Genomic DNA, 20,132 nt, shown 5'->3' on the forward strand with positions numbered 1-20,132 from the left:
ATGCACAATTCATTTATACTTGAATGGTTAAACAATATGGTTGATATCAAAAGGCAATTTGCGAATTCTTTTTCCGGTGGCTGCATAAATAGCATTACAGAGTGCCGGAGCAAAAGGTGGCAAACCCGGTTCGCCCACGCCTTTTATTTTAGGACCGCCATTGGCAATAATGTGCACTTCAACCGGTGGCATTTCATTGATGCGTACCAATGGATTGTTGTTGAAATTACTTTGAACCGTTTGACCATTGTTGAAGGTAATGCCATTTTTAATGGCGGCAGTTAAAGCCATAACGGCAGCTCCCTGCACCTGCGCTTCTACCGTATCGGGATTTACCACCGTTCCCAAATCAATTACAGCGTATGCTTTTTCTATTTGAATGCCATTACCTTTTTTTGAAACCTCTACCACATAACCGGCCAATCCTGCAAAAAACTCCCATTGTGCAACACCCCTGCCCCATCCTGCCGGTAAAGGTGTTTCCCATTTAGATACTTCTTTTAGTTTTTGCATAAGGGTTTTGGTGTCAGTATCTTTTGCAAGCATATCTAACCGAAATGCCATGGGGTCTTTTTTAGCTGCTACCGCCATTTCATCTATAAAACTTTCATGCGAAAAAGCCAGTGTAGTACTGGTAACCGCTCGCCATGCAGCCAATGGAACCGGCATATAATGAAACACGTACAAATTTTTCATATTCGGAATTTCGTATTTCTGTTCACTAATACCTTCCGTCATAGTGCCATTCGACTTTGTTTTATCGTAATTTTTATTGCCATCTAAGGTTGGTGCAATTACTTTGTGTTGAAAGGCTAACGGGTTACCATTTGCGTCTAATGCACCTTTAAATGCCGAAAAAGTCATGGGGCGGAAGGGACCCATTTTGGTATCATCCTCTCTTGTCCATAATGATTTAACGGGTTTGCCAATTTTTTTACTGAGCTCAATTGCTTCTTCTACATAGTCGGGATACAATCTTCTTCCAAAACCACCTCCGCTAAATAATACATGAATGGTGATGTTTTCTTCAGGAATATTATACTTTTTAGTGAACTGATCCATAATTCTACCCGGTACTTGCGTAGATGCCCAAATTTCAATTTTATTGCCATCATACCAATTACAAACACAATTCATAGGCTCTATGGGCGAATGTGAAACCACAGGTGTTTCATAAAAGGCTTCTAATTTAACCGGCGCTTCGGCAAAGGCTTTATCAAAATCACCTGATTGATGGTCGATAGCCCCTTCTTCTTTAGCCGATTGGCGTAAGCTTTCAGCAAAATCTTTTGAATTAAAGGATTCATTCCCATCATAATCCCAGGTAACTTTCAATGCTTTTCTTCCCTGCAGGGCTGCCCAGTAATTTTCAGCCAGTACTGCAACACCCACGGAATGATGGCCATTAATATCGCGTTCACAGGTTTCAACTCCAATTACGCCTTTCACTTTTTTTGCGGCTGTATCATCATACCTCACCAATTTTCCGCCAAACACCGGGCAACGCTCAATAGAGGCATATACCATACCGGGCACTTTTACATCAATACCAAACATTGCTTTGCCGGTTGATTTTAGAGGAACATCTGGCCGTGGATACCGTTTACCTAGTATTTTAAAGTTTTTTGGATCTTTTAATGTTGGATTTTTAGGCACTTCCAATTTTGCGGCAGCAGCAGCTACATCGCCATATCCCAAAGTTTTGCCTGATGGACGATGCATAATTTTTGCATTATCGGCATAACATTCACTTACTGGTACACCCCATTGCTGCGCAGCAGCCATCACTAACATTTCTTTGGCGGCAGCACCAATTTGGCGCATTTGCATATAACTGGTTCTTACCGATGCACTACCTCCGGAAAACTGGCCATTGCCATATTTTTTTTGCCCTCCGGTTTGTTGAATGGTAACGCCTTCTAATGGTACTTCTAATTCTTCTGCAATTAATGACGGTACAGATTGATAAACCCCCTGACCAATTTCGGGACGGGGATTCATGAGGGTTATTTGTCCGGTAGGTTCTATGATTACAAAAGGCGATAAATCATACCTTGAACCGGCTCCTGTTAGCTTCTGTAGTGCTTTCTGTTTTTCCAGGTAAGACTGGGTAATTTTTTCAATTACAGATTCTCCATTTGCTTTTAATGATAGGCCAATCATAAGGCCGGTGCCTGTAAATCCTGATAATTTCAGGAAATTACGACGATTTATGGTTGAAGTAGACTCCGACATATTTTGATATTTTTATGGATTAAGCGTTCATGATTTCTGAGGCACGATGAATGGCAGAACGGATGCGCTGATAAGTGCCACACCTGCATAAATTTCCCTGCATGGCAGCGTCAATATCGGCATCAGTAGGTTTGGGCTTGTTTTTTAGCAGTGCTGTAGCACTCATAATTTGACCCGATTGGCAGTAGCCACATTGTGGTACTTGCAATTCAATCCAGGCTTTTTGAACGGCCTGACCAGCTTTGTTTTCATCTAACCCTTCAATGGTGGTAATATTTTTACCTGCGGCAGCAGCAACCGGAAAACTACACGACCTAACGGGAGTGCCATTTACATGTACGGTACAGGCACCACATTGTGCAATACCGCAGCCAAATTTGGTGCCTGTTAAATCAACATAATCTCTAATAGCCCATAACAGAGGCATTTCAGGTGCCACATCAATTGTATAGGTTTTATTGTTTACGGTTAAAGTAATCATGATTTACTTTTTTTATAGATTGAAATATTTTTTTTACAGAACAGTAGCTTTGAAACGATTTCATAAAACTTGGAATGCTATAATCTCCAAACAAAACGAACATACCGACCATGCAACAATCAAAGTTTAAATTTAAGCAAAACAATAGCGCAAACAAAACATTTGTACTGATGTTTAAATTTTAACAGAAAAATTAGACTGAGATAAATTTTTATATACTGCTTCGAGGATGACGCCAAACCGCCGTTATTGGATATAACGATTTTTGCATGAAAGGTTACAGCATTTGCTGAATTTTTTCTTTCACAGGTACCCGCCAAAAACGGGTTTCAACCGATACCATACACTTAGTTTTTCAACACCCGTTTTCTTCGTAATTGCTTTAGGGTATTTTATATGTAACATCATTTTGAAGCTGTTTCTTTGCAGGGTAAAATTTTGTACCCTAAACCCACTGGCAAATTGAGGACAGGGGGCATAATTGAAGCAATATTTAATATTATATTAAATTATATGTTTTATTTTCTGTCTTAAAATTATAAATTTTAGACGATAATTTTAATAATTAATTATTTTTTTGAGAATTTTATCAAAAAATAGAATAAAAAATTAAATATTTATTTTAATAATTTATTTTGGACATCACGTTAAAATATTCATAAGTAATTGATTATAATATAGTTATAATTATTTTTTTACTTTGGATATCATAAATTGATATAAATTATTGTTTGTTCATAATAAAAGAAACTTGCACTTTTACATTGCACAGGGGAACAAGAGAGAAAATATTTTTAAGATTTTTCATATGGCAAGCAATCGTTAGAGGCTATTCTGTTTCTACAGAATGGCCCTTTTTTCCCCTAATTAAATGTAAAGCCTACTTGCAAATTTCCACCAACTGAAGCAGGTGCATTGTTACCAAAACGCGTTGGAAATGATATCGAAAACCAATAATCTACATCCTTTGTTTGTAAATACACTTTATTGAATACAGGGGTAAAACCATACCTGCCCTGAGTTTCAAATGCTAACCTTGGTACAAAATTAAACCCATGGTTCCCCCTAAAAATTATACCGGGATCAAAAAGTAAATTATTGGTCTTGCTGAATGGGGCACTGCCTTCGCTTTTATACCATTGTACTAAGGGCGTAATTTCATAACTAATACCAAATCGTTGATTATAGTATTAGTATATAATTCAAGTTTCCTAAAATAGAAGCATTTGAAACAGAATAATTTTGAGTTGCGAAAACAAAATTTCTATTCAAATGCTTTAGGACAAAGTTATTAGTATTTACTGTTTAGTGGATGATATACTCAAAGGTATCCATCATGTCGAACACAAGGAGCGTAAAGTAAGTGACAGTGAGATTATCAGCACGGCATTAGTGTCCGCTCTTTCTTTTAAAGGGAACCAGTTCCATGCCATCAATTATATGCGGACACATAATATGGTGCCGGCAATGATTGGCAAGAGTGGTTTCAATAAGCGGCTCCATAAGGTGGCCACGCTGTTGATGTGGCTGTTTTTGCATATTGGCAGGCTGTTTAAGTATATGTGTGCAGAGCTGGAATGCATTATTGATTCATTTCCTTTGAAAGCCTGTGATAACATACGTATCAGCCGCAGTAAACTATTGAAGGGTGAGCAATGGTGGGGTTTTAATGCCAGTAAACAGGAATACTTTTATGGTGTAAAAGTACAGTTGATTACAACCAAAGACGGCATAGCGGTTGAACTTTGCTTTTCGCCTGGCAGCGAACATGATGTGAATGCCCTGCAAAAAATGTTTATGGATTTGCCGCCCGAAAGTACTTTATTTGGAGACAGTGCCTACACGGCATACCAACTGGAAGGAAGAGCTATACAAAGAAACAGAATTGATAGAGCTGAAGATATGCAGGAAGGCAAACAGCAAAGGAGCAGACAAACCTTATCAGAGGTTTATAAAGAATATCATGAGAAAACGCGTAGAAACCACCATTAGCGAAATTGTAGAACTGACATCTCAGTCAATTCATGCAGTTACAAAGGGTGGATTCTTGCTTAAAATATTACTATTCGTTTTTGCTTTTCAAGTAAAGGCAATTATTTAAAACAGGAAACCTGGATTAAGTATTATTTATCCAGACAGAATACCTTTTGAATTTATAAAAATGATGCCTTTATTAAAGCAAGAACTTTGCTACTGGCTCTGTTCTATCAATATATTATTACACAGTTTATTTTACACTCCCTAAGCGGACCGATAAAATCATCCAAAACAAAAAAGTTATTACATTGAATGCATAATGCTTTTAAAATATAATTAGCGTATAACCTTATTCAGCCAAAAAATAAAACCAGCTTCATCATAACATTAGTTACCCGATCAGGACTCGAACCTGAACTATCAGAGCCAGAATCTGAAGTACTGCCATTATACGATCGGGTAAATTAAAACCGTGACCCCGCAGGGACTCGAACCCTGGACCTACTGATTAAGAGTCAGTAGCTCTACCAACTGAGCTACGGAGTCGGTGAGGTTGCAAAAGTACTTATTATGATAATATAATAGTTGTTGTATTAAGGTTTTTCCAACCATTTATTTTAATATTCCTTTTATCAACACCTGTTTTCTTTGTACCTTAACCCTCCCTAAATTACGTTCATCATGCACATGCCTGCTGCCTTCCGTGTTTATTCATTGAGTGATACGGCTATTGTTATTGATTGGGGTAATACCATTGATGAAGCCATCAACCATCAGGTACAGGCACTTTTCCAATGTTTTCAACAAGAAAAAAAAGATTTTATACGCGATGTTATTCCGGCCTATAGTAGCATTACCATCCTTTACAATCCGGTTGCTTTATGGAAACAGGGAATAGAAAATATAGAGGGGTATGTAAGGAATTTTGTGGAGGGTGTTTTGATAAACTGTACCAATAGGAAGGAGGTTGAACAGCCTATAGTACGAATTCCGGTTTGTTATGATCCGGCCGTAGCACCGGATTTAACTGCATTTTGTGCCGCAAAAAATATTACTGTAGCAACATTGATACAATGGCATAGCAATGAAATATACCGGGTCTTTATGTTAGGCTTTTTACCCGGTTTTGCCTATATGGGCACTGTTCCCGAAAGTTTGGCAATGCCGCGTAAAGCGCAACCTGCCAAACAAGTAGCTGCAGGTAGTGTAGGAATTGCAGGCCGCCAAACGGGTATTTATCCCTTTCATTCGCCGGGAGGCTGGCATATTATTGGCCAAACGCCAGAAGCCCTATTTCAACAAAACAGAAAGCAACCCGCACTGTTGCAACCCGGTAACCGGGTACAATTTGTGCCGATTGATATAGATACTTTTTATTCATTGAAACAAAACAAGAACACGTGTCTGTAGTTGTCATTAAACAGGGAATAGCCGATTCTATTCAGGATACCGGCCGATATGGCTGGCAATACCTCGGCATTAATCCCGATGGTGCCATGGACAAAACTGCCGCTGCCGTAGCAAATATTTTAGTGAACAATTCCCTGGAATGCCCGGTGATTGAAATGAGTTTCCCGGCTCCCGTTTTGCTATTTGAGCAGCAGGCATTGGTAGCGTTGAGTGGTGCCGATTTTTCTGCCTGGGTGAATGATGTACCCATTCCATTGAATACACCTTTTATCATTCAAAAAAATTGTGTGTTGCAATTTAAACAGGTAAAGTCTGGCGCTTGGTGTTATTTAGCTATTCATACTGGCTTTGCATTAGAATCATGGATGGGAAGTTTTAGTACCAATACCCTTGCCGGATGTGGCGGCTATAAAGGCCGCTATTTAAAAAAACACGATGAATTGCTGTTACAGGAATCAATAGATTACAGTGGTTTATTAGAGGGAAAAGATGTATTTATTTTTCATATTCAGGCCGATGCCAAACAATGGTATTTGCATACCGACGCAATACCTGTGATAGTGAGTAAAGATTGGAAAGATTTATCGACGCAGGCACAACAACTTTTTCTCAATAACACCTATACTGTTCAATCCAATAGCAACCGAATGGGTTATTATTTACAAAGTGAACCTATACAACTACATTTGCCTGTTACGGTATTATCTACTGCCGTTACCAATGGCACCATACAATTACTGCCTAACGGACAGTGCATTGTGTTAATGGCCGGGCATCAAACAACGGGCGGATACCCCATTCCTGCAACGGTGTGCAGCGCCGCTATACCTACATTGGCGCAAATAAGGCCGCATCAAACACTACGTTTTAAAAGCGTATCACTACATGAGGCACACCAACTCATGCAGCAACAACAACAATATTTACAGCAACTGCAGTATGCAGCGGCAGCAACACTCAACAAATTATTTACGGACTATGCTATCCATTGATTTGAATTGCGATTTGGGCGAAGGTATGAATACCGATGCCCTGCTGATGCCCTTTATTTCCAGTGCCAATATAGCCTGCGGATTTCATGCCGGAGATGCTGCCACCATGCGCAAAACGGTAGCATTGTGTTTGCAGTATGGGGTTGCCATTGGTGCCCATCCCGGCTTTAACGACAAAGCCAATTTTGGCAGAAAGCCCATACCGTTAACTGAACCGGAGTTATTGGTATTGATACAACAGCAAATAGAAGCATTACAGCAAATTTGCGAAGCAATGGAAACCTCCTTGCATCATATAAAACTGCATGGTGCATTGTATAATATGGCATCGGCTGATGTGGTACTGGCAGGACAGATAGCCAAAATATTGCATACTTTATACCCCAAATTAATCGTATATGCACTGAGTGGCAGTTATTTAATGGATGCCTGCAAGGATATAGGATTGCAAACCGCAGCTGAGGTATTTGCCGACAGAACTTATCAGGATAACGGCCAATTAACACCGCGTTCAGCACCTCAAGCACTCATTGAAACAACGGAGGCGGCTTTGCAGCAAGTATTAACAATGGTACAAAACAGGCAGGTAACAACCCTTTCGGGAAATAAAATATTCATTGCTGCCGATACGCTTTGCCTGCATGGTGATGGGGCACATGCAGTAGATTTTGCTAAAACCATTTATCATACACTCAAACAAAACGGCATTGACATCCAAACCCTCTAAAACAAGTACAGCCATTATTGGTGCGGCTTTTTTAATGGCAACATCGGCCATAGGGCCGGGATTTTTAACACAAACCACCGTGTTTACCAAGCAGTTGGGTGCGGCTTTTGCCTTTGTAATTGTAATTACTATTTTAATAGACATTGCCGTACAGCTCAATATCTGGCGTATGATTACCATGAGCCATTTACGGGCTCAGGATCTGGCCAATCAACTGTTTCCGGGTTTGGGTTATGTATTGGCAGCTATGATTGTATTCGGAGGCATTGCTTTTAATACCGGTAATATTGCCGGGGCAGGTTTAGGTATACAGGTATGTACCGGCTTACCCACCCCCATTGGTGCTGCCATCAGTGCAGCCATTACATTGTTCATTTTTTGGCAGAAAGATGCAGGCCGTGCCATGGACGTATTTACCAAATACATGGGAATATTGATGATTGTATTAACCTGTTATGTAGCCTTTGTAGCCCATCCACCCGTTGCAGACGCCATGGTGCAAATGGTATGGCCCGGCAAGGTGAGTGCACTCGCCATTATTACCATTGTAGGTGGTACGGTAGGTGGTTATATTTCTTTTGCGGGCGCCCATCGTTTATTAGAAGCGGGTATTACCGGTATTACTAATCTTGGAAAGGTAAATAAAGGCGCTGTTACGGGTATTGTGCTAACGGGAATTATGCGCTTTGTTCTGTTTTTAGCGGCATTAGGTGTGGTGGTGCAGGGCAAGTGGATAGATGCTGCTAACCCTGCGGCATCGGTATTTAAAATTGTTGCCGGCAATATGGGTTATTTCTTTTTTGGAATGGTTATGTGGGCAGCTTCTATTACCTCGGTTATTGGTGCATCTTTTACGGCTATTTCGTTCATTAAAACATTCCATCCGGGAATAGAAGTCCATCAAAAAATTTGGGTATCGGGATTTATTGTATTGTCGGCCGGTATATTTGAATGGGTGGGCCAACCTGTAACAGTATTGGTGCTTGCAGGCACAGTAAATGGATTTATTTTACCCCTGGCATTGGTGATTATTTTGTTAGCTGCGCTTAAATATCGTATAACTCCTAATTATCGGCATGCATTGTGGTTACAAATATTGGGTTGGTTGGTGGTAGTAGCCATGTTTTGGATGGCGATGCAAACTATAAAGATTAATTAAAAAAAATGTTTTTTAATTAATCTTTAATTTATAGTAGCATTAAAATTATCCATATGAAATTAATTGCCCCCGCAAAATTGTAAACTTTATTGGTAAAATAATAAGTAATACCAGGGCTATGTACAAGCGATGGTTGGTTGTGATGATTGTTGCTGTTTTATTCTCCACCTGTACCAAACAAACCCATGATGTACCTTATGAACAAAAGTCCACTTTTTTTGAGCGAATAGATTCCCTACAATCCGTGTTTGGCAGGTTGAACGGTACCTTAGCAAATGAGGCGTTATTAAACAGCACAATTGTCCATTTTAAAGATTTTGATAACAAAAGCCCTATTGTGCCCCTGATAGAAAACAAATACGGAAAAGCTTATTGGGATGTAAGTTTAGTTTTGCAGGATAAAAATGGCACATTTACCCTCGTTACTCCAATCATCAATGCACAAAACAAAGTAACCGCCTTGTTATTTGGGTCTGAAAGGAATAAAGATTATACTTTCTTTAGGCTAATAGACAGAAATACCCCACAAACCCATTTAGCCGAACATGGAGATAGAGCGGCCACACTTTTTACCAAGGCCACTTTGTATGGAATTTTTAATGCTTTAGAATCTAATTGGGAACAGATAATTCATAGCGCAGTCAATACAACGGGTAATATGCGTATTGCTACAATGGGTAATACACGTAGTGAAATGTATGTGGCATCTGTTGCAAACTGTTGGGATTATAGTTATACATATGTAGAAGCAGGTTATAATTCTGTTACTGTGATTACAAGACAATGCCAAACCAACGCTATGTATATTGATAATGGAACTACTAATTCAGTTGGTACCGGATTAGGGGCTACCACACCGGTACATAGTGGTGGTGCCAGAGGAGGAAGCACAGGACCAACCGAAATCATGTTATTAGATGACATAAAGATTCAATTGAAAGACCCTTGTTTATTGGATGTATGGAATACTGTGTATAACAATGATTTTTCAAATGATATTTCCAAAATTATCAATCAAGTATTTGGTGTTTCAAACAAGTTTAATTTAACTATTGTAGAGGTAGCTGAATTACGAAATGATAAAGGAGAAGTAATTATGGGTCACGCGGTCCCTCCTTCTTTAAATTCAATAACTGGGGAAATGAATATTACATTACAACTTAACTCAACAACCAATGCAACGAAAGAAGCCCTGGCTGCTACAATTTTTCATGAAGTTTTACATGCTTATTTTTTTACTTTAAATATTTCAGGAAGTAATATCCATCATAATTTAATAGCAAATGATTTTGTTACAATGATATCGCTTTCTCTACAGAAGAGTTTTCCCAATTTAACATTATTTCAGGCAACAGCCTTGGCATGGGGCGGTTTAATGGATAATAAGTATAATGCATGGAATACACTTAGTCCGGATATACAAGAGGCATACTTAAAAGAAAACGGATATCAGGAAGCGGGCCAAAATGGAACAAAATGTAACTAACCTAATGAACAAAATGAAAGCATTCTATAAATTATTATTCATAACATTATTTATGATGTTATATAGTTTAAATATTTGCAATGGGCAAAATATATATTTGAGAGGAAATAAAGCAAAAAAATTTTATAGGCAGGTTGTCAAATTGTTGCATATTGATCAAAATAAATTCGCGCTTATTCCAAATTCATTAAAAGAGTATCTTGAAAATTCTACTGAATTTGCAGCAAAAGTTGAAAAAATTTTTATGAAAGATTCACTTAAGTATAATCTTGATAGCTCAAATTTTTATAGTATACTTGAAACAGAAAGTATTCCGTTTAAAATTGATTCGACTTGTAGAAATGAACTATCAAATGAACTTTTAAAATACACTACAAAGAGAACTTTAGATAGTATATTAAATGAAACACCAGTAACTAAAAAATTTAAATCCAGATGGCTTAAAAATTTAAATGTTTATTTAGTTGATACAATAAGAATAAAATTTCTTAAGCAAATTGTACAATATGGGAATAATTTTATAAAAACAAGTGCATTATCAGCTCCCATTTTTTTTAATCGAAATAGGAGTTGTTTGATTGCTTATTCACAAAAGCATTTAAAAGGAGGAAGTGAAATTATTTTATTTAAAAAAACAAACAAGCATTGGAGTATTGTAAAAAGATTATGTGAAGATTATTATTAAAAAGTTCCTTTATCATCGGTTGCTACAGACGTAATAGCTAATTGGCCTAAAAGTATTGATGATATGACTTTGAAAGAACTATCTACCTATATTTATAATTATACAAATAAAAATGGCACATTTACCCTCGTTACTCCAATCATCAATGCACAAAACAAAGTAACCGCCTTGTTATTTGGGTCTGAAAGGAATAAAGATTATACTTTCTTTAGGCTAATAGACAGAAATATCCCACAAACGCATTTAGCAGAACATGGCGACAAGAATGCTACGTTGTTTACCAAAGCAACCTTGTATGGAATTTTTGAGGTATTGGAGTTTCATTGGAAACAAATAGTTCATAGTACACACAATTCAACTGCGAATATACCTATAACAACGATGAATAACACACGTAGTGAAATGTATGTGGCATCTGTTGCAAACTGTTGGGATTATAGTTATACATATGTAGAAGCAGGTTATAATTCTGTTACTGTGATTACAAGACAATGCCAAACCAACGCTATGTATATTGATAATGGAACTACTAATTCAGTTGGTACCGGATTAGGGGCTACCACACCGGTACATAGTGGTGGTGCCAGAGGAGGAAGCATACCACCCCAAAATAGTTTAGCAGATGTAAAAAATAACTTGCAGAATCCTTGTTTCAAAGCAATTGCAGACCTTATGATAAATAATAATTTGCAAAATATTGTAACAAATATCTTACAAAAAACTTTTAATGTTAGCCCCAAAATTAATCTTACGCTTGCTGAAAGTAATTCTATTGTCAACCAAAATGGAAGACCAGTCGCTGCTCAAACACAATCTCAATATGATGCTTCTAGCGGAGTTTTAAATATTACTACTTACATTCGACTAGATCAAATTGACCCTGCAGCAAGTCAGGAGTATAAAGCCAGTTTATTAATTCATGAAATTGTACATGCTTATATATTCACACACCCGGAAGTATTAAATGGGTTAACGCAACATGCCTATATGTTACAAAGTTATATTGATGGCATTATTGGATCTTTGCAAACTTTTTTCCCATCTTTGACCTCTCAACAAGCCGCCAGCTTAGCCTTGGGTGGATTAGGTAAAGATATAACTGGTACACAAGCCTTCAATGATGCATTAACAAAATATGGCTTTACAACAAATGCGAATAGTAGAGATTATTTTGAGTTTTATTCAAAATTATATGAATATGGCACATCTGGAACAAGATGTCAATAAAAAGTAAATTAAAATAACAATGCCTACAATAAAATATAGAAATATTATTTTGCTCATATTGATTTTAATGAGTACAATCCTATTTAACAAAAATGTTTTTGCACAACGAGTTAACAGTAAATACAAAAGGGAACTAAAAAAATTCATGAAATTTATTAGAACTACTGAGTTTAAACAATATGATACATTAAAAATTTATCCATACTTATCCAATAAAAATTTATTTATGGTTTCTTTATTTGGAACCGGTGTATATGGACTTACAAATGAAGAAAAGACAAACTTAATTAAAGAAATACAGGCCGATACAACCAAATATTATATTAATAAGCATTTGATGAAAAATGTTCAGTTTGTTGCTGAAAATCAGAAAGATGGGTGGAGACTTTCAAAACCTATTTTTTTAAGAAGCTATTTATTGTGTGCCTTTTCATTTGCAACTCCATATGACCCTGATTATGGTGCTGAGTGGACATATTTGTATAAAAAGGAAAATGGGAAATGGAGTAGATTGTTATTGATGGGTAAAATCTTAGGTTATTAATAAATTATCTGTGGCAATTTGTAATATTTTATTCAATAATATTTTAAAATATGAATACTGGTACAGAGCAATTTCATCAATCCGGCTAATTCTGCTGTTTTCGTTTTTTAAATAGCTTCCAAAAGTATAGTTTATTTCTTTTTTGGAATGGTTATGTGGGCAGCTTCTATTACCTCGGTTATTGGTGCATCTTTTACGGCTATTTCGTTCATTAAAACATTCCATCCGGGAATAGAAGTCCATCAAAAAATTTGGGTATCGGGATTTATTGTATTGTCGGCCGGTATATTTGAATGGGTGGGCCAACCTGTAACAGTATTGGTGCTTGCAGGCACAGTAAATGGATTTATTTTACCCCTGGCATTGGTGATTATTTTGTTAGCTGCGCTTAAATATCGTATAACTCCTAATTACCGGCATGCATTGTGGTTACAAATATTGGGTTGGTTGGTGGTAGTAGCCATGTTTTGGATGGCGATGCAAACTATAAAGATTAATTAAAAAAAATGTTTTTTAATTAATCTTTAATTTATAGTAGCATTAAAATTATCCATATGAAATTAATTGCCCCCCGCAAAATTGTAAACTTTATTGGTAAAATAATAAGTAATACCAGGGCTATGTACAAGCGATGGTTGGTTGTGATGATTGTTGCTGTTTTATTCTCCACTTGTACCAAACAAACCCATGATGTACCTTATGAACAAAAGTCCACTTTTTTTGAGCGAATAGATTCCCTACAATCCGTGTTTGGCAGGTTGAACGGTACCTTAGCAAATGAGGCGTTATTAAACAGCACAATTGTCCATTTTAAAGATTTTGATAACAAAAGCCCTATTGTGCCCCTGATAGAAAACAAATACGGAAAAGCTTATTGGGATGTAAGTTTAGTTTTGCAGGATAAAAATGGCACATTTACCCTCGTTACTCCAATCATCAATGCACAAAACAAAGTAACCGCCTTGTTATTTGGGTCTGAAAGGAATAAAGATTATACTTTCTTTAGGCTAATAGACAGAAATACCCCACAAACCCATTTAGCCGAACATGGAGATAGAGCGGCCACACTTTTTACCAAGGCCACTTTGTATGGAATTTTTAATGCTTTAGAATCTAATTGGGAACAGATAATTCATAGCGCAGTCAATACAACGGGTAATATGCGTATTGCTACAATGGGTAATACACGTAGTGAAATGTATGTGGCATCTGTTGCAAACTGTTGGGATTATAGTTATACATATGTAGAAGCAGGTTATAATTCTGTTACTGTGATTACAAGACAATGCCAAACCAACGCTATGTATATTGATAATGGAACTACTAATTCAGTTGGTACCGGATTAGGGGCTACCACACCGGTACATAGTGGTGGTGCCAGAGGAGGAAGCATACCACCCCAAAATAGTTTAGCAGATGTAAAAAATAATTTGCAGAATCCTTGTTTTAAGGCTATTGCTGATTATATGATCAATAATAATTTACAAAACATGGTAACCAATATTTTACAAAATACTTTTGGTGTTGGCCCAAAAATAAATCTAACTTTTGCTGAAAGTACTACAATTGTTGACCTAAATGGGAACCCTGTTCATGCACAAACAAGTTCGCAGTATGACCCTGTTAATAAAATTATGAATGTTACAACTTATATTAGGTTAGATCAGTTTGACCCTGCTGCAAGTCAGGAATTTAAGGCCAGTACCTTAATTCATGAAATTGTGCATGCCTATATATTTACAGATACATCGGTATTAAATGGATTAACTCAACATGCCTATATGTTACAAAACTACATTGACGGTATAACTGGTACTTTACAAAGTTTTTTCCCCTCTTTATCTACACAAGAGGCTGCAAGTTTGGCTTTAGGTGGATTAAAAGATGATATAGTAGGTACACCAGCCTTCAATGATGCATTAACTAAATATGGCTTTACAACAAATGCGAATAGTAGAGATTTTTTTCAGTATTATTTACAACTATTCGAATATGGTACAATAGGAACAAAATGTCAGTAAAAAACAAAACAATTATGCAAGCTATAAATTATAGAAAAATTATTTTAATGATATTTATTTTAATGAGTGCAACTCTGTTGAATGAAAATATTTTTGCACAAAAGAATAATTGTAAATATAAACGTGAATTAAAAAAATTCATGAAATTTATTAGAAATACAGAGTTCAAAAAATATGATACTTTAAAAACTTATCAATTTTTATCTAACAAAAATTTATTTGTGGTATCTTTGTTTGGAACAGGAAAGTATGGTCTTTCTAACGAAGAAAAGGCAAGCCTAACAAAAGAAATTGAAGGTGACACAACCAAATATTATATTAATAAGCATTTGATGAAAAATGTTCAATTTGTTTCAGAGAATCAGAAAGATGGTTGGAGGCTTTCAAAACCCATTTTTTTGAGAAGCTATTTATTGTGTGCATTTTCATTTGAAACGCCATACGATCCTGATTTTGGCCAACAGTGGACATATTTATATAAAAAAGAAAAGGGGAAATGGAGTAAATTGTTACTGATGGGCAAAATAGGAGGTTATTAATATATTATCAGCAGATTGATTGTATTTTTTTACAAAAATAATATGCAACGGTCTATTAGAATACGGGAACTGAAATAAAAACTACATCGCCAGGTTCTATTAGGGTTTAGAAGAAGTACAATGTTTTAAAGATGATATTATTGCAAGGGCTTTTATGAATAAAGGAGCAAATTTGCTTAACTATTTAGTGACAATTTGTGGGGATTTTTTATGAAGATAAATTGCCCCCATTTAACATTATCACAAACAGATAAATATAATTAGATTATGTGTAGACCTCCTCTTTTAGTTCAATCTAAAGTAGATAATTTTTTTCATTGAGCTAAACCGCCAATTTTTTTGAACAAGAAAGAAATTTGTTTGCTCTCCGATAAATTACCTATTACAGCAAATAGCACCATCAGTTTGCCTGGTTTTACTACTTCATACTTACAAAAAAATGGCCACATAATGGAGCCATTTTTTATAACTATTTTGCTAAAAAATTATTCCAACACTTTTTCTATATGTGTTAATTTACCATCGGCATTAAACCCTTCTATAATTACCTTTAGTTTTTTGCTAATATCACTATTAAAGAAGTCTAATTTTACCTGCGGACTTTTTTTGTTGGTTAATACATAGGGATTCCAGTATAAAGTACTTCTAATATCATCGCCAAAAGCATCATTCGATTTGTCGTAATCAGGGCTGAAGAATTGTTTAAATTTAGTGTATCCACCTAATATGGTATTGTCTAACCCGGGTGTATTGGCGTTGTTATTTTTTTTGCTATCGTTGCCTCTTTTCGTATAAATGGCTATGGCACCACCACTGCCACCGCCCATGGAGCCAAAGAAAGGTGGGCGAAATACTTTGATGTACGCAATATCTGTAATGGGTAGGCTTTGAATCATATCGGGCTGAGCCGGACTTTCATCTAAATATAAATCGGGTGTGCTGCCCCGCCAGGTTAAAGTGGGCGTTCCGCCGCCATAATTAATTTGTAAGCCTGCTACCTGCCCCTGCAGGTAAGTAAATACATCTAATGCGCCATTGGCCCGAGGGTCGTCCATAACATCAAACCCATAACTATCGCCGCCGGAGAAGAGGCCTGTTGCATATTTTTCATCCAATACTTGTAAAACACTTTTTACTTTAGCCCGCACAGTAACCTCTTTTAAGGTGGCCGATGCCATTAATTTGCGCAGTCTTTCCTGCTCATCCAAAAAATACTGCATCCGGCGCAGCGCCATACTATCTGTCCAGTTGGTTAAACTGCTGTTGATGTTTACATAACGGGGTTGCAGGTTAAACAACCCGTTTGAAAAACTAACTACTGCACCGCTATTGCCACTGCGTTTGCCATTGAGCATGTAAAACAGTTTAACGGTATCGTAAAAGAAAACGCCATCCTGTTCAAATGAACCATCTTTATGCACGGGTAATAATAAAAACTGTTTACTGCTGTCTTTCCCTTGTACAATCACATTTAAAAAAGAAGATTCGCCACCGGTATAATTACTGCCATACACTTTACCTTCTATTTTTAAATAGTTGGTTTCCGGGGGAAATTTAATATTGGGTACTTTTTGTGCTGCCAAATCGCTCCAGTTGTAACGGCGCCATCCATTGGTCATCATCACCAAATCTAAATGATGGGTAACACTGTCAGCATCGCTGGAGAAGTAATAAGCCGGATTGTGTACTTTGCCTTTAATATCATCACTCAATAAAAAATCCGAGTAAATAGAATGTTTATCATCTACTGGCACATCGGCATCGGTAACGGCAATAGACATATTGGCAAAAGCAGTATCAGATACAAAAAACTCAATGGTGTTTTTTCCGCGTTTATCTAAATTTACCAATGGCGTGCTGATGCGCGGGTTGAAGATATAGTTTTCATTATTCACAAAAACAATTCTTTCTGCAACGGGCTGCCAGTTGGCATTAAACAATGTAATTTGCAAAATGCCAGTGGGTAATTCTGTCGTAGGCAAATCGGCCACTACACTGGTTTTAGCCGAAAAATTAATTCTTGATTTGTACACTAATTGCTGATTCATTTGCGCCATGAGATACATGGTTTTGTACAAAGGATCATCCTTGGCGGTGCGCTCTACAAATACAATGGCTTTATCGCTGGCGGGTTGTACAGAAAGGGTGGCACCGTTGGGTAATGCGGCAGGTAATGCGGTTGTGCCGGTTTGGCCATTTTCATCTAACCAGTTAATTTGATAGGTTTCGCCGGCTTTGGGTTCAACTGAAAAGCTACCCATGCCATCATGTTCCGTTAAAAAAGAATCTACCAATACCTGATGATTGTTTTTAATGGCTCCTTTAATGTATACCGGATTGCCAAACTGATCGGTGGCTTTAAAGGCAACGCGGCTATTCAGCCCTTCTACCAGATTACCTCCTTCGGGGAACAGGTATACCTGTGTTTTCGGCAAGATAATATTGGCTTTAACCTGTGGTTGTATTACGGGAATGGAGCGCTGATACAAAAAAACGGTATCAAAATTCAGCATCCAACGAGTGTAAGCCCTTAATTGCAGGGTTTTTCCGCTGTAATTGGCCGGCACTTCAAACGAGCCCGAAGCGGTGGCCTGAAAAAGCGGTGCAACAGAATGCATGAGTAAGGTGCCCGATGCATCATACCAGTCTACATAAAAGTTTTTGCTGATAAACGAAAGGTCAATGCCTGTCATTAAATAGGCTTTATACCAAATGGTTTCGCCTTTATTGTATGCTCCCTTATCGAACTGAATATGTATTTTTTCCTGAGGGTACCTGTTGGCATACACATCCATCATAGAGTCTAATACCTGTGCTTTTGTAGAAGTTGAAAAGCTAAGCAGTGTGCAAAAGCCTAAAACAGCAAGCATTTTGTTCATGTAATACAATTTATTTTGACGAGATGTAATTGCTTTCTATTTAAAAAAGACATAAGAAAATGCCTCATAGTTTTTAAACAAGCAATATAGCAAATAAACACTATTTTAATGTGTGCTAAAAAACAAACCTACTTATAAAAATAAGCAGGTTGGGTTATAATTTTATTAAAGCGGGAAGAATAGGTCGGCTTAAAGTATGCTGTAACTCATGGAGCCATCTTTTTCATCTTTAATTTGAATACCCAGGGCCAATAATTCATTCCGGATGGTATCGCTGGTTACAAAATCTTTTTTTGCTTTGGCTTGTTTGCGTAGTTGCAACAATAATTCCATTACCTGATGCAGTTTGCCATCGTATGCCGGAACCGGGTTTTGCAGGCCAAATACATCTTCTAAAAATAGTTTCATTTGTTGTTGTAAGCGCAGCACGGTGGCTGATGTTAAACAATTGGCTGGTAATTGTTTGTTTTTTAGGGCATTGATAACAGGTGCCAGCTCAAACATATTGGCCAATACTTTGGCAGTGCTAAGGTCATCGTCCATAAACTCGGCAAATTCATTGATCAGTTGTTGCACCTTTTTGTCTAATTCCACATCTTCAGCAACTTCATTTTCAGGCAAGGGTAATGCAAATAAGTTGGAGTAGGCTTCCCACAAACGTTTTAATGCTTTTTCTGATGCCTGCAGAGCTTCATTACTAAAATCGAGAGTAGAGCGGTAATGCGATTGCAGGATAAAGAAACGGATGGTCATGGGATGGTATGCCTGTTCTAAAATGGGATGATTGCCACTAAACAACTCGGTCAATTTAATCACGTTGTTATAGCTTTTGCCCATTTTTTTACCATTAATGGTAATCATGTTATTGTGCACCCAATAACGGGCAGGAGGTTGATGGTTGCAAACCGAGCTTTGGGCAATTTCGCATTCATGGTGCGGGAACTCCAAATCCATCCCTCCGCCATGTATATCAAATTGTTTACCCAAATATTTGGTACTCATGGCCGAACATTCAATATGCCAACCGGGAAATCCCTCGCCCCAGGGGCTGGTCCAGCGCATAATATGTTCGGGCGGAGCCTTTTTCCACAACGCAAAATCGTTTTTGTTTCTTTTTTCGTCCTGATTTTCTAACTGGCGGGTAGTTTCTAATTGTTCTTCAATATTTCTGCCACTGAGTATGCCATAGGGTTGGCCAATTTTAGAAAAATCGGTATTGTACTTTGCCACATCAAAATAAACCGAACCATTTACAACATAAGCATAGCCATCGGCAATAATTTGTTGAATCATATTAATTTGCTCTACAATATGACCGGTAGCAGTGGGTTCTATACTGGGTGGCAGGGTATTGAATTGTTGCATGGCCCAATGAAACAGGTTGGTGTATTTCTGCACCAGCTCCATGGGTTCTAATTTTTCTAAAATGGCTTTACTACTAATTTTATCTTCTGCGGCTCGGCCTTCTTCTTCAAAATGACCGGCATCGGTAATATTGCGTACATACCGTACTTTATAACCTAAGTGTAAAAAATAGCGATACAGAATATCGAAACTAATATAAGGGCGTGCATGGCCCAAATGGCTTTCGCCGCTAACAGTTGGTCCACAAACATATAAGCCCACGAGTCCCGGCGTAATGGGGGTAAACACTTCTTTTTTGCGGGTAAGGGTATTGTACAATTGTAAAGGCATAGAAATATTTAAATAGCGGTCATTATTCAATTACAGGCTGCAAAAGTAGCCAATCGTTGCAGTAGCAGCAAACGG

At 37.3% G+C, this 20,132-nt stretch carries 16 protein-coding genes and 1 tRNA gene; 12 read left to right on the forward strand and 5 right to left on the reverse strand.

The window, feature by feature from the left end:
- Nucleotides 1-27 precede the first annotated feature (27 nt).
- Nucleotides 28-2,235 carry a xanthine dehydrogenase family protein molybdopterin-binding subunit gene (locus AC3QLY_RS04785; protein ID WP_218330778.1) on the reverse strand — a complete coding sequence of 736 codons (2,208 nt, stop codon included), beginning with the start codon at nucleotides 2,233-2,235 and terminating at the stop codon, nucleotides 28-30.
- 19 nt (nucleotides 2,236-2,254) lie between these two features.
- Nucleotides 2,255-2,716, reverse strand: a complete 462-nt coding sequence (locus AC3QLY_RS04790) for a (2Fe-2S)-binding protein (protein WP_074418470.1) — start codon at nucleotides 2,714-2,716, stop codon at nucleotides 2,255-2,257.
- Nucleotides 2,717-4,024: 1,308 nt separating this feature from the next.
- On the opposite strand from AC3QLY_RS04790, the gene AC3QLY_RS04795 reads away from it, so the two are divergent.
- Nucleotides 4,025-4,708 (forward strand): IS982 family transposase, encoded by a 684-nt coding sequence (locus AC3QLY_RS04795; protein WP_288072245.1) that lies wholly within the window; start codon nucleotides 4,025-4,027, stop codon nucleotides 4,706-4,708.
- 458 nt (nucleotides 4,709-5,166) lie between these two features.
- On the opposite strand, the gene AC3QLY_RS04800 is transcribed toward AC3QLY_RS04795, so the two are convergent.
- Nucleotides 5,167-5,239: transfer RNA gene (locus AC3QLY_RS04800), tRNA-Lys, on the reverse strand.
- Nucleotides 5,240-5,374: 135 nt separating this feature from the next.
- On the opposite strand from AC3QLY_RS04800, the gene pxpB reads away from it, so the two are divergent.
- The 11 genes from pxpB (at nucleotide 5,375) to AC3QLY_RS04855 (ending at nucleotide 15,483) form a co-directional block, all read left to right on the forward strand.
- Nucleotides 5,375-6,103 carry a 5-oxoprolinase subunit PxpB gene (gene pxpB, locus AC3QLY_RS04805; protein ID WP_218331645.1) on the forward strand — a complete coding sequence of 243 codons (729 nt, stop codon included), beginning with the start codon at nucleotides 5,375-5,377 and terminating at the stop codon, nucleotides 6,101-6,103.
- Nucleotides 6,094-7,095 carry a 5-oxoprolinase subunit C family protein gene (locus tag AC3QLY_RS04810; protein ID WP_218331647.1) on the forward strand — a complete coding sequence of 334 codons (1,002 nt, stop codon included), beginning with the start codon at nucleotides 6,094-6,096 and terminating at the stop codon, nucleotides 7,093-7,095. Before pxpB ends, AC3QLY_RS04810 begins: the two co-directional genes overlap by 10 nt.
- Entirely contained in the window at nucleotides 7,082-7,822 is a 741-nt protein-coding gene (locus AC3QLY_RS04815) for a 5-oxoprolinase subunit PxpA (protein WP_218331650.1), read from the forward strand. The genes AC3QLY_RS04810 and AC3QLY_RS04815 overlap by 14 nt, the downstream gene beginning before the upstream one ends.
- Nucleotides 7,803-8,981 (forward strand): NRAMP family divalent metal transporter, encoded by a 1,179-nt coding sequence (locus AC3QLY_RS04820; protein ID WP_492990791.1) that lies wholly within the window; start codon nucleotides 7,803-7,805, stop codon nucleotides 8,979-8,981. Before AC3QLY_RS04815 ends, AC3QLY_RS04820 begins: the two co-directional genes overlap by 20 nt.
- Before the next feature lie 118 nt (nucleotides 8,982-9,099).
- Nucleotides 9,100-10,467 carry a hypothetical protein gene (locus tag AC3QLY_RS04825; RefSeq protein ID WP_492990793.1) on the forward strand — a complete coding sequence of 456 codons (1,368 nt, stop codon included), beginning with the start codon at nucleotides 9,100-9,102 and terminating at the stop codon, nucleotides 10,465-10,467.
- A 52-nt stretch (nucleotides 10,468-10,519) separates the two neighbouring features.
- Nucleotides 10,520-11,152 (forward strand): hypothetical protein, encoded by a 633-nt coding sequence (locus AC3QLY_RS04830; protein WP_492990795.1) that lies wholly within the window; start codon nucleotides 10,520-10,522, stop codon nucleotides 11,150-11,152.
- Nucleotides 11,153-11,215: 63 nt separating this feature from the next.
- On the forward strand, nucleotides 11,216-12,379 hold the full coding sequence (locus AC3QLY_RS04835; protein ID WP_492990796.1) for a hypothetical protein: 1,164 nt from the start codon (nucleotides 11,216-11,218) through the stop codon (nucleotides 12,377-12,379).
- Nucleotides 12,380-12,524: 145 nt separating this feature from the next.
- Nucleotides 12,525-12,923, forward strand: a complete 399-nt coding sequence (locus tag AC3QLY_RS04840) for a hypothetical protein (protein WP_492990798.1) — start codon at nucleotides 12,525-12,527, stop codon at nucleotides 12,921-12,923.
- A 126-nt stretch (nucleotides 12,924-13,049) separates the two neighbouring features.
- A complete protein-coding gene (locus AC3QLY_RS04845) occupies nucleotides 13,050-13,424 on the forward strand; it encodes a divalent metal cation transporter (RefSeq protein WP_492991252.1) in 375 nt (124 codons plus the stop codon).
- A 53-nt stretch (nucleotides 13,425-13,477) separates the two neighbouring features.
- Entirely contained in the window at nucleotides 13,478-14,944 is a 1,467-nt protein-coding gene (locus AC3QLY_RS04850; RefSeq protein ID WP_492990800.1) for a hypothetical protein, read from the forward strand.
- Nucleotides 14,935-15,483 (forward strand): hypothetical protein, encoded by a 549-nt coding sequence (locus AC3QLY_RS04855; RefSeq protein WP_492990802.1) that lies wholly within the window; start codon nucleotides 14,935-14,937, stop codon nucleotides 15,481-15,483. The genes AC3QLY_RS04850 and AC3QLY_RS04855 overlap by 10 nt, the downstream gene beginning before the upstream one ends.
- Nucleotides 15,484-15,968: 485 nt before the next feature.
- Here the strand turns inward: AC3QLY_RS04855 and AC3QLY_RS04860 are convergent, their stop codons facing one another.
- Entirely contained in the window at nucleotides 15,969-18,362 is a 2,394-nt protein-coding gene (locus AC3QLY_RS04860; protein WP_492990804.1) for a hypothetical protein, read from the reverse strand.
- Nucleotides 18,363-18,551: 189 nt separating this feature from the next.
- Nucleotides 18,552-20,057, reverse strand: coding sequence for a cysteine--tRNA ligase (gene cysS / locus AC3QLY_RS04865; protein WP_075051837.1), 1,506 nt, complete (start codon nucleotides 20,055-20,057; stop codon nucleotides 18,552-18,554).
- Between the last annotated feature and the right edge of the window lie 75 nt (nucleotides 20,058-20,132).

It is taken from the genome of Hydrotalea sp. GW822-HT8A01 (assembly GCF_058798575.1).